Genomic DNA, 9,670 nt, shown 5'->3' on the forward strand with positions numbered 1-9,670 from the left:
AACTTACGGGTACGCTCGTCTTTCTTTTATCCACGCATGGTCTGCACAGGGTCTAAATGCGCTGCATGCAGTGCCGGTGCAATGCCCGACAGGACACCACAGCCGACCGCAACCCCAAAACAGCCAGTCATCAGCTGTGGCGATGCGCTGACTGCATATCCCGTCCAATATGACGCCGCCAGACACAGCCCATGTGCTGTCAACAGTCCACAGGCTGCGCCCAGCGCGCAGATCAATGCCGCTTGCAGCACAAACAGCCAAAATACATCGGTCTGTCTGGCTCCAATCGCACGGTAAATGCCGATTTCCTCGCGCATTTCATGTGCTGCCGACAGCATCCCACCAGCGACAGCGCCCAAGGCGACGATCATCGAGATCCCAGCCACCAGCAGGAACACCCAGACGGCCTGCTCCGCCAGCTTGTCTACCGTTCCCAGATATCCGCTCAGATTCTGCACGCCAATTTTGCCATGCAGTCCCAGAGGCCCCTGTGCAATGGCGTTGAGCTGGCGCTCGATGGTCTGTGTATCTCCCGTACAGGACAGCAACACCTGATCGGCTCCCTGTCCAGCATCGGCTACTACTGCATAAGGCAGATAAATGATCGTTGGTACCGAACCTCCTGCAATGCCGGACAGCATCTGTGTCTGATCCCGAATGACACCCACGATCTCAAAAATCTGCTCCTGTCCGCTGATCGTCAGGTACAAGCTTCGTCCGGCAACGTCCACTCTTCCGTAAAGCTGCTCGGCCAGCGTCTGGCTGATGACCACCCGCCGCACCTGTCCATTGGCCTCGCCTGCGGTCAGCAATCGACCGGAGAGCAAGTCTACATCCAGCACCTGCCCCATATTCTCATCCACACCAAACAGCAATGCGTCCCCGCTGTGAAAGCCGTTCTGATACCGTCCGGTCTGGTATTTGACCGGCATAGCCGTCTGCACATCAGGGCATGATTCCATCACCGCTTCGGCAAACGCCGGTGTCAAAACCTCTCCCGACGGCGCGTCTTCCAAATAACAGGTCATACCCCGCAGGCCGATTGCATGAATGGCCTCGTGCATCTCATCCTGTGCCACATCACCGACCGCGCCAATGACCGAGATGGCGCACACGCCGATCGCTACGGTGCAGCCGCACAGCAAGCTGCGCACACCGCCTCGTTTGACCTGTCCAAACGCCAGCCGGATGAGATCACTGCCCCGCATCCAGGTACACCTTCTCTCCATCCTGCAATGGGGTCTGATTATCGCACACAATCCATTCTCCGGCAGATACGCCCGAGGTAACCTGTACGCCCTGGCTGAGCTGGTACCCGGTCTCGATGTCCTTTCGGTGAATGGTTCCATCCGGCTCACAGACGAACACATACTGCTGAGTGCCGTCCTGTCGAATGGCTGTATACGGCACGGTAACCGCGTTCTCGAGCGTATCGGTGAACAGTTTGACATCCACCGTCGTTCCCGGCATAAGCTCGGCATCCGCATCGGTGATCTGCAAGCTGCACCGCACAACTGCTGACTGGTTGCCTCCCGTAATACTGAAAGTCTGCACGGCATAGGGCGCAATTTCGGTCAGGCTTGCAGACACGGTATTCCCACTGTCTGCCACCGATGTGATATTGGCTCGCTGTCCGACCTCCAAATCAGCCGCATACAGTTCGGGTACCTTAGCTTCCACGCTCAAATCGGAAAAATCCCCAATGCGCACAGCGGTCACGCCGGGCAGCAAGAGATCTCCCTCCTCGGGCAGTTGGGCGACCGTGCCGTCCATCGACGCGCGCACGATGGTTCCGTTCTGTGCAGCCTGCTCGGGTGACGCATTGGCCGTCTCCTCGAAAAAGGCGGTTGCTGCCTGCTGCACCTCCTCGGAAACCTCCGGATAATATACCTGAATCAGTGGTTGACCGGCCTCCACGGTTTCTCCGAGAGATACATAACAAGTCTTTACCCGCGCCGGTGCATAGACAAACTCCTGACTTTCCCGTTTTGCGCGCACCGTTCCTTTCACCGACACAGTATTGTAGACATCTTCCTTCGCCGCCTGGGTCACCGGCACAGTCTCGGGTAAATCCGGTCGAGACAGGGCTGAGACAATCAGCATTCCGATCAAAACACAGGCCGTCAGGACAAGCACCCAGCGATAACGCCTGCCACGCATACACATCATTCCCTCCGCAAACATTCTCGCTGACAGTTTGCGGCAGAACACCGTTTTTTATACAGCAAAACACCCGCAAGCCGGTCTGGCCTACGGGTGCAAAACGGTTCGGATTATAAGACTGCTTGCAGTGCCTGCTGCACAGTCTTAACCTTGACGACATTCATATGTTCCGGAACCTCACCGACATCCTGGTCGGGCACAATGCAGGTGTGGAAACCCAGTCGATAGGCTTCCCAGATGCGCTGGGACGCACAGCTGACCGCACGCAGTTCACCGGTCAAACCGACCTCTCCAAAGCTCATAACGCCCTCGGGCAGCGGTTTATCCCGGAAACTGGACGTGATCGCCAGCACCATTGGCAGATCGGCTGCCGGTTCGTCCAGTCTCATACCGCCGACAACGTTGACATACGCATCACTGCCCGACAAAAACAGTCCGGCTCGCTTTTCCAGAATGGCGAGCAGCAGTACCATACGGTTATAGTCCACACCCGCTGCCGTGCGGCGCGGCACGCCGAACTGGGTCTTGGCAACCAGTGCCTGCACCTCGGCCAGCAGCGGTCGGCTGCCCTCCATGACGCAGGCAATGCAGTTGCCCGACGCACCGGTCGGATGACCGGCCAGCATGGCAGCTGACGGGTTCTGCACCTCAAGCAAGCCGCGGTCGCTCATCTCAAAGACACCAATCTCATTGGTGGAGCCGAAACGGTTCTTTGCCGCACGCAGGCAGCGGAACGGGCCGGTCTGCTCGCCCTCAAAATACAGCACGCAGTCTACCATGTGTTCCAGAATTTTCGGGCCTGCAAGGGTACCCTCCTTATTGACGTGTCCGACGATAAAGATGGTCACACTGTGCCGCTTGGCATACTGCATGAGGCTCATGGCACACTCTTTGATCTGGGTCGTGCCGCCCGGTGCCGCAGTCAAATCACGACGATACACGGTCTGGATCGAGTCGATGATGAGAATATCGGGCTCGAGCAGGTCGGTCTCGTGGATAATCTCATCCATATCGGTTTCGGCCAAAATAAACAGATTGGACGCGCGAATGCCCAGTCTGCTAGCACGCAGTTTGATCTGCCGCAGCGATTCCTCGCCCGACACATACAGCACTTTGGCCGCGCGGCACATTTCCTGACACATCTGCAAGAGCAGGGTGGATTTGCCGATACCCGGCTCACCGCCAACCAGAACAAACGAACCGTGCACTGCGCCGCCGCCCAGCACACGATCCAGCTCTCCGATACCCGACTGGAAGCGGGATTCGGTCGCAGAGTCGATATCAGACAGCAAGGTCGGCTTATTCTGTCCCGTCCCCCGATGGTCGGCTGCCAGTACACCGCGGGTCGCGGTCTCAGGCTTGACTTTATATTCACTCAGTGTATTCCATGCACCGCACGACGGGCACTTACCGTACCACTTGGGACTCTCATAACCGCAATCGCTGCACAGAAAAATGGTCTTTTGTTTCATGTACTTCCTCCAACTTGGGGTATTATGCCTGCAAATATCCTGCCACGATACAGGTCGCAAGCTGCGTCTGGTATCCGTCCTCGCACAGCTTTTGCTCTTCCTCGGGATTGGACAGAAAGCCGCACTCGACAATGAGTGCCGGACAGGTCAAATGCCGCATGAGGTAAATGGTGTCGCCCGCAGGCTTGGCAACACGGGTATTTCCGTTCTGAATACCGTCTTTGAGTGCGGTCTGTATGGCTTCTGCCAACACTTTGCTGTCCGGGTCTGCCGCACCGTAAAACACCTGTGCGCCAAAGTACCGGGATTGCTCAAATTTATTGAGGTGGATGCTGACAAAGATCGGATGCGCAGTCTGCTCACAAATACGAGCACGAGCGCGAATATCTGCCGCTTTATTCTCCCGCACGCTTCTTCCTGCCTCATAATCGAGCGCCTGATCGTCCGGACGTGTCAGCACGCTGGGTTGGCCAAAGAATCCTGCCAGATCGCGCACCTTATATGTGATTGACAGGTTGATCTGCTGCTCGGTCACGCCATTCGGACTAACCGCGCCCCCGTCAAACCCGCCGTGTCCGGCGTCCAGCACCAGAGTCGGAATTTCCCTCTGGGCGGAAAACACATCCAGCCGTCCGCCCGCATGCAATTGATCCAAAATCAGCAGACCAACCAGTCCCAGCGCAATATAATAAAACCAGCGCCGCCTGAAGTGCTGCAAAATTCGCTGTTTCATGTTCTCCGCCTCCCCTGTCGTCAGGGTATGTGGCAAAAGATCACGATATGATTATTATAACAGACCGGTTCCAAAATGGAAAGTCTCTCACACTTTGTCGAATTTTGTCGAACGAATTGATTTGCCGTGTAAAATCATCCATGTTATAATAAAATCGTTCTAAAACAGGGGTTTTCTTCCAAGATTTTTCCCTGTTTGTGGATATCGCAGGTTTGCGATTTGGGTAAAAGGCGTCCCCGTCGGTCTTCGCACCGTCGGGGGCGTTCTTTTTTCTGTCATTTACACTATCCTGCCTCCCGTGGTATCATATTGCTATCCCTATTTTACCCCACAGGAGTACACAAAATGGAAATCAAGATTAAATATTTCACCGACGCCATCGAGCGTCTGCGCTACATTGATGGCAAATCCGACTGGATTGATCTACGTGCGGCGCAGGAAGTCACACTCAAGGCCGGAGAGTTCGCGCTCATCCCGCTCGGCATTGCCATGCAGCTGCCTGCCGGATACGAAGCACATGTCGTGCCGCGCAGTTCGACCTTCAAAAACTTCGGTATTATCCAGACAAACAGCATGGGTATCATCGATGAGACCTACTGCGGCGACAACGACCAATGGTTTTTCCCGGCCTATGCACTGCGTGACACGGTCATTCACGTCGGTGACCGTATCTGCCAGTTCCGTATCATGGAGCACCAGCCCGCGATCACCTTCCTCGAATCCGACACGCTGGGCAACCCCGACCGTGGCGGTCACGGCAGCACCGGCAAGGCCTAAACCGTCTGTCACACTTTGCGCTGCACGCGCTTATACTGCGGTATAAGGAGTGTGATCCGCGCTATGAACTGTCTGCGATATCTCATCGGGATGCTCTGTCTCGGGGTCGGTATTGGAATCATTCTCGGCGGACTGATCCCGGCTCTCTTCGTTCTCTTCCTCTGCGCCGTCGGTCTCATCGCGTGCGGTATCATACTGCTGGCTCGATAAAAGGAGGCTTATTCCCATGAAAGTCGTGATCTGGAAAAGTCCGCGCTGTCTATGCGGTGTACTGCGCAGAATGTTCGGCATTCGCAGAGATGATTAAGCACATCCAACCAATCACAGATTCTTCCTCAATCTGCGCTGTCATTTGACGCGGCCTCACGGCCGCGTTTTTTTATTGCCTCGCTTCATATTGCCGGCTCTGCCACATATACATAGAGCAGAAGCAGCAAAAAGGAGGAAACTGACATGGAACCAATCCGCACCGATCTGCAATATTTCGAACCCACCCACACCATTCATACATCGTTCACCGAGCGCACCGACGCGATCGTCCCCGACGCGGAGCCTGACATCGGACGCATCCTTTGTGCTTACGCCTCGGTCAGTGTGAAGGACGAGCTGCCGCAGAATGACCGCATCCTGCTTTCCGGTACGGTGAACACCGTCGTACTCTTCCGTCCCGACGGGCAGGATACCATCCGCTTTCTGCAAATCCCGCTGAGCTTTGCACATATCGAGGAGACACCGGGCATTCTGCCCGAAAGTCCCTGCTTTGTGCGCTGTCAGGTCGCTGATGTGTCGGCTTCCGCGGTCAACTCCCGCAAGGTTAGCGTGACCGCAACCCTCTCCCTCGAAGTGGAGGTTTTTGCCGAAAGCGGGGTCTCTCTGACCGAAGAGATCGATGCCGAAGGGGACGACGCACTCGAAGTTTTATATGGCTCCCAGACCGTCCCGCTGCTGCGGCACGCCGACGTGCGTGAATATACCGTACTGGACGATGTGGAGCTGGCCGGTGCGCAGGGACTGCGTCTGATCAGTGCACGCGGAACGCTGCGCTCGGTTTCCTGTCAATCGGGTGAGAGTCAGGTGACACTGTCCGGCGAGGCGGTGCTCTCGCTCCTGCTGCTCGACGACACCGGTGCGATTCAGCCCATGTCCCAGGTCATCCCCTACACACAGGTACTCGATGCGCCCGGACTGCATGCATCCCTGCCCACCTCTGCGCGTTTATCGCTGCGCAATCTGGACTGTATGCTGCGCGAGGATGGCGTTCTGTCGGTCGGACTGGGTGTCCGTGCGCTGCTCTTGCAGCAAGGGGAGGAAAACATCCAGACGGTGCGAGACCTCTATCACCTGCACCGCATCCTGAACTTTGACACGCGAAATGTTTCACTCTGCGCCTACCACACCGACACGCCCTTTGTGCTGGAATCCTCGGCTATGCTTCCGGTCGTCCGACCGGCCAGCGAAATCCTGATGGCGGACGGCATCTGTCTGTCGCTCGACACCAAATCGGCATCCCCGGAAGCCAGGGTGCAGGTCTCTCTCCTATATCGTGACCCTGCAGGATCTCTCTGCGCTGAACAGCAAATCGTATCTGCCCCGCTGCCCAATCTGACCCTTCCTGACGGGGCGCGTCCCTGTGATCTCTCCGCCCGCGTATCGGCATCTCCGGGCAGTGATGGCAACGTCCCGCTGCGTATCACCGTCAGTGGTGATCTGATCACACACTCTCAGGTTCCGGTGCGTGACATCACAGCACTCTCTGCCGATACGCCCCGTCCGCCGCTGGAACCGGCCGGTACGACGCTCATTCTGCGATACATTCACACCGCTGTACCGCTCTGGGAGATCGGCAAACAATACGCATCCACCGCTCAAGCCATCCGGCAGGCAAACGCACTGCCCGACGGCACGGATACCGTCGCAGACACCATGCTGCTCATCCCAGTCTATGCGCAGTGACCGAGGAGGGAAAACATAAATGGAAAACAAAGGTCTTTACGAACAGATCGGCACCCGCACAGGCGGTGATATCTACATTGGTGTCGTCGGCCCGGTGCGCACGGGTAAATCCACCTTCATCAAGCGTTTTATGGAATGTATGGTCATTCCGCAAATCGACAATGTATACCAGCGCGAGCGGGCGAAAGATGAACTGCCGCAATCGGGTTCAGGCCGCACGATCATGACCGCAGAGCCCAAGTTCGTCCCCGAACAGGCTGCCGAAATCACACTGGCACCGGGCAGCACCTGCCGGGTGCGTCTGGTGGATTGTGTTGGCTATCTCGTTGACGGTGCACTTGGCAGCATGGAAGAGGATGCCCCGCGTATGGTGTCAACCCCCTGGCGTGACACACCCATGTCTATGGCCGAAGCCGCTGAGATCGGCACCAAAAAAGTCATCGAAGATCACTCCACCATCGGTCTTGTCATCACGACGGACGGTTCGTTCTCCGATCTTCCCCGCGAAAGCTATGCCGCGGTCGAAGGCCGTGTCATTCAGGAACTGCAATCCATCGGCAAGCCCTTCCTGACATTGGTCAACTCGATCGACCCCCACAGCGCAACCGCCCAGCAGGTCGTCCAGCATTTACAGGAGACCTACGGCGTGTCTGCCGTTCCGGTCAACTGCGCTTCGCTTGGAGAATCCGACCTGCGCACCATTCTGACCGAGGTGCTCTACGAATTTCCCATCCAGCAAATCGCTGTTGCACTGCCCCGATTCGTCAGCATTCTCAGTGCCAATCATCCGGTGCAGTCCAGCGTCTATGACAGTCTGAGACAGGCAGGCAGCGCTGCGCATACCATGCGCGACCTGCAAGCAATGGCACAGGCACTCTGTGAAAATGAGTGGATTGATGATGCGCGCATCGCAAATATGGACTTGGGTACAGGATGTGCACGTCTGGTCGCCGATGTTCCAAACAGCGTCTTCTATCAAATTGTCACCGAACAGACTGGCATCCAGATGAAGGACGAAGCCGACCTTATTCCTGTCCTCACCCGACTGTCTGCCACCGCCAAAGAATATGAGCGCATTGCCGGTGCGCTCGAACAAGCACAGGCAACCGGATACGGTGTCGTCATGCCGCGTCTGGAAGACCTGTCTCTTGCACCTCCCGAAATCATTCGTCAAGGCGGTCGGTACGGGGTCAAACTCTGCGCGTCCGCTGCCTCCATTCACCTCATGAAAGCCGAAATCAAGGCCTCTGTCACACCAATCGTGGGCACCGAAAAACAGTCCGAGGAGCTGCTCAGTTACCTGCTTGGAGAATTCGAAGGCGCTCCCGAAAAAATCTGGGATACCAATATTTTTGGTAAGCCGTTGTCCGAACTAGTCGGCGAAGAACTGTCCGGCAAACTCTCCCGTATGCCCGAAGATGCACGCGAGAAATTCCGCGAAACCCTGGAACGCATCATCAACGAGAGCACGGGCGGTCTGATCTGTATTTTGTTATAAGTCCATTTATTGCATACTTGATAAATCGTTCACGCATATGCTCTCTTCCCTGGTAATGGACATTCCACGCGGATACTTGATTTTTGATTCTCTTCAGAGTATGATAAATACATTCTAGTACCCGATCCAAGGGAAAAGGGAGCGTTTCTTCTATGCGCAAGCAAGTTTTTATCATCAATGGTCAGGGCGGTGTCGGTAAGGATACCATCTGCAACTGTGCCGCCCAATATTTTCGTGTCCGCAATGTCTCGTCTATCACCCCCATCGTTGAAATCGCTCGATTCGCCGGTTGGGATGGCCAAAAAACATTGGCCGCACGGCGGCTGTTATCTCAGCTCAAACAGGCTTTCACTGAATTTAACGATCTATCCTTCACCTACTGCCTCAAGGCTTATCAGGATTTTCTGAACAGTGATGATGAGATTCTATTTTTACATGTGCGCGAGCCGGAAGAAATTGAACGACTCAAAACTGCCATTGGCCCGGATTGCCGCACGCTGCTCGTACGCCGCTCCGATCTATCTGCACGGCATTACGGCAATCGCTCAGATGACGAGGTCGAATCCTACCCCTATGATCTCTATTTTGACAACCATCCCCCGCTCGATACCCTCCCGGAACGCGTCAGAAATTTTTTTGAAAAACTTTGAGTTTTCCTGTTGACATTCCTTGTCACCCATGGTATTATATACAAGCTGAGTTCAACAAGTAACAACGCAGCAAGTAAATATCCGGGTGTAGCGCAGCTGGTAGCGTGCTTGACTGGGGGTCAAGAGGCCGCAGGTTCAAGTCCTGTCACTCGGACCAAGAAAACCGCCTTTTTCGTAAGAAATCGGCGGTTTTTTTGCATATAAAGTTCGATGATTTTTTTACCACGACAAAACCACGACATTTTTCATATTTTACGACGCAAAGGGCGACCACTCCGGTCGCCCTTCTTTTATGTTTATTCGCTGACCTGCAGTGCCTTGATCGCCTCGGGCAGCTTCTCGATCTGGCCGCCGCACAGGCGGTCAATGTAGACCATTGGCTGCACACTGCATTCCTGTACAGCGATCTCGCCCTTGGCATCCA

The 9,670-nt window shown here is 55.5% G+C and carries 9 protein-coding genes and 1 tRNA gene; 5 read left to right on the plus strand and 5 right to left on the minus strand.

Features of this window, described 5'->3' with window-relative positions; genetic code table 11:
- Nucleotides 1–26: 26 nt before the first annotated feature.
- From B5F17_RS04565 to B5F17_RS04580, 4 genes are all read right to left on the minus strand, one after another.
- Nucleotides 27–1,208 (minus strand): ABC transporter permease, encoded by a 1,182-nt coding sequence (locus B5F17_RS04565; protein ID WP_162608076.1) that lies wholly within the window; start codon nt 1,206–1,208, stop codon nt 27–29.
- Nucleotides 1,195–2,160, minus strand: a complete 966-nt coding sequence (locus B5F17_RS04570; RefSeq protein WP_162608077.1) for an efflux RND transporter periplasmic adaptor subunit — start codon at nt 2,158–2,160, stop codon at nt 1,195–1,197. The genes B5F17_RS04565 and B5F17_RS04570 overlap by 14 nt, the downstream gene beginning before the upstream one ends.
- Before the next feature lie 113 nt (nt 2,161–2,273).
- Nucleotides 2,274–3,635 (minus strand): DNA repair protein RadA, encoded by a 1,362-nt coding sequence (gene radA, locus B5F17_RS04575; RefSeq protein WP_016146565.1) that lies wholly within the window; start codon nt 3,633–3,635, stop codon nt 2,274–2,276.
- Between the two features lie 22 nt (nt 3,636–3,657).
- Complete coding sequence (locus tag B5F17_RS04580; RefSeq protein ID WP_016146564.1) at nt 3,658–4,368, minus strand: N-acetylmuramoyl-L-alanine amidase; 711 nt, start codon at nt 4,366–4,368, stop codon at nt 3,658–3,660.
- A gap of 345 nt (nt 4,369–4,713) precedes the next feature.
- Between B5F17_RS04580 and B5F17_RS04585 the strand changes: the two genes are divergently transcribed.
- On the plus strand, nt 4,714–5,145 hold the full coding sequence (locus B5F17_RS04585) for a dUTP diphosphatase (protein ID WP_016146563.1): 432 nt from the start codon (nt 4,714–4,716) through the stop codon (nt 5,143–5,145).
- Nucleotides 5,146–5,175: 30 nt separating this feature from the next.
- Here B5F17_RS04585 and B5F17_RS14595 read toward each other — a convergent pair whose 3' ends face one another.
- The gene (locus B5F17_RS14595; RefSeq protein WP_143287669.1) at nt 5,176–5,373 is read right to left on the minus strand and encodes a hypothetical protein; all 198 of its coding nucleotides are present in this window, start codon (nt 5,371–5,373) and stop codon (nt 5,176–5,178) included.
- Between the two features lie 225 nt (nt 5,374–5,598).
- Here B5F17_RS14595 and B5F17_RS04590 point away from each other — a divergent pair, with 225 nt between their 5' ends.
- The 4 genes from B5F17_RS04590 (at nt 5,599) to B5F17_RS04605 (ending at nt 9,403) form a co-directional block, all read left to right on the plus strand.
- Nucleotides 5,599–7,098, plus strand: coding sequence for a DUF3794 domain-containing protein (locus B5F17_RS04590; RefSeq protein WP_087371298.1), 1,500 nt, complete (start codon nt 5,599–5,601; stop codon nt 7,096–7,098).
- Nucleotides 7,099–7,117: 19 nt separating this feature from the next.
- Complete coding sequence (gene spoIVA / locus B5F17_RS04595) at nt 7,118–8,596, plus strand: stage IV sporulation protein A (RefSeq protein WP_087371301.1); 1,479 nt, start codon at nt 7,118–7,120, stop codon at nt 8,594–8,596.
- Nucleotides 8,597–8,748: 152 nt separating this feature from the next.
- Nucleotides 8,749–9,246, plus strand: a complete 498-nt coding sequence (locus tag B5F17_RS04600; RefSeq protein WP_087371304.1) for a hypothetical protein — start codon at nt 8,749–8,751, stop codon at nt 9,244–9,246.
- Nucleotides 9,247–9,327: 81 nt separating this feature from the next.
- Nucleotides 9,328–9,403: transfer RNA gene (locus B5F17_RS04605), tRNA-Pro, on the plus strand.
- Nucleotides 9,404–9,670 lie beyond the last annotated feature (267 nt).

This window comes from Butyricicoccus pullicaecorum, assembly GCF_002160355.1.
GTDB classification, from domain to species: domain Bacteria; phylum Bacillota; class Clostridia; order Oscillospirales; family Butyricicoccaceae; genus Butyricicoccus; species Butyricicoccus pullicaecorum.

What these genes read in the sequence shown, in the direction of transcription:
- B5F17_RS04565 (WP_162608076.1), bottom strand. Translation starts at nt 1,208, where the DNA reads ATGCGGGGCAGTGATCTCATCCGGCTGGCGTTTGGACAGGTCAAACGA.
- B5F17_RS04570 (WP_162608077.1), bottom strand. Translation starts at nt 2,160, where the DNA reads ATGCGTGGCAGGCGTTATCGCTGGGTGCTTGTCCTGACGGCCTGTGTT.
- radA (WP_016146565.1), bottom strand. Translation starts at nt 3,635, where the DNA reads ATGAAACAAAAGACCATTTTTCTGTGCAGCGATTGCGGTTATGAGAGT.
- B5F17_RS04580 (WP_016146564.1), bottom strand. Translation starts at nt 4,368, where the DNA reads ATGAAACAGCGAATTTTGCAGCACTTCAGGCGGCGCTGGTTTTATTAT.
- B5F17_RS04585 (WP_016146563.1), top strand. Translation starts at nt 4,714, where the DNA reads ATGGAAATCAAGATTAAATATTTCACCGACGCCATCGAGCGTCTGCGC.
- B5F17_RS14595 (WP_143287669.1), bottom strand. Translation starts at nt 5,373, where the DNA reads ATGGGAATAAGCCTCCTTTTATCGAGCCAGCAGTATGATACCGCACGC.
- B5F17_RS04590 (WP_087371298.1), top strand. Translation starts at nt 5,599, where the DNA reads ATGGAACCAATCCGCACCGATCTGCAATATTTCGAACCCACCCACACC.
- spoIVA (WP_087371301.1), top strand. Translation starts at nt 7,118, where the DNA reads ATGGAAAACAAAGGTCTTTACGAACAGATCGGCACCCGCACAGGCGGT.
- B5F17_RS04600 (WP_087371304.1), top strand. Translation starts at nt 8,749, where the DNA reads ATGCGCAAGCAAGTTTTTATCATCAATGGTCAGGGCGGTGTCGGTAAG.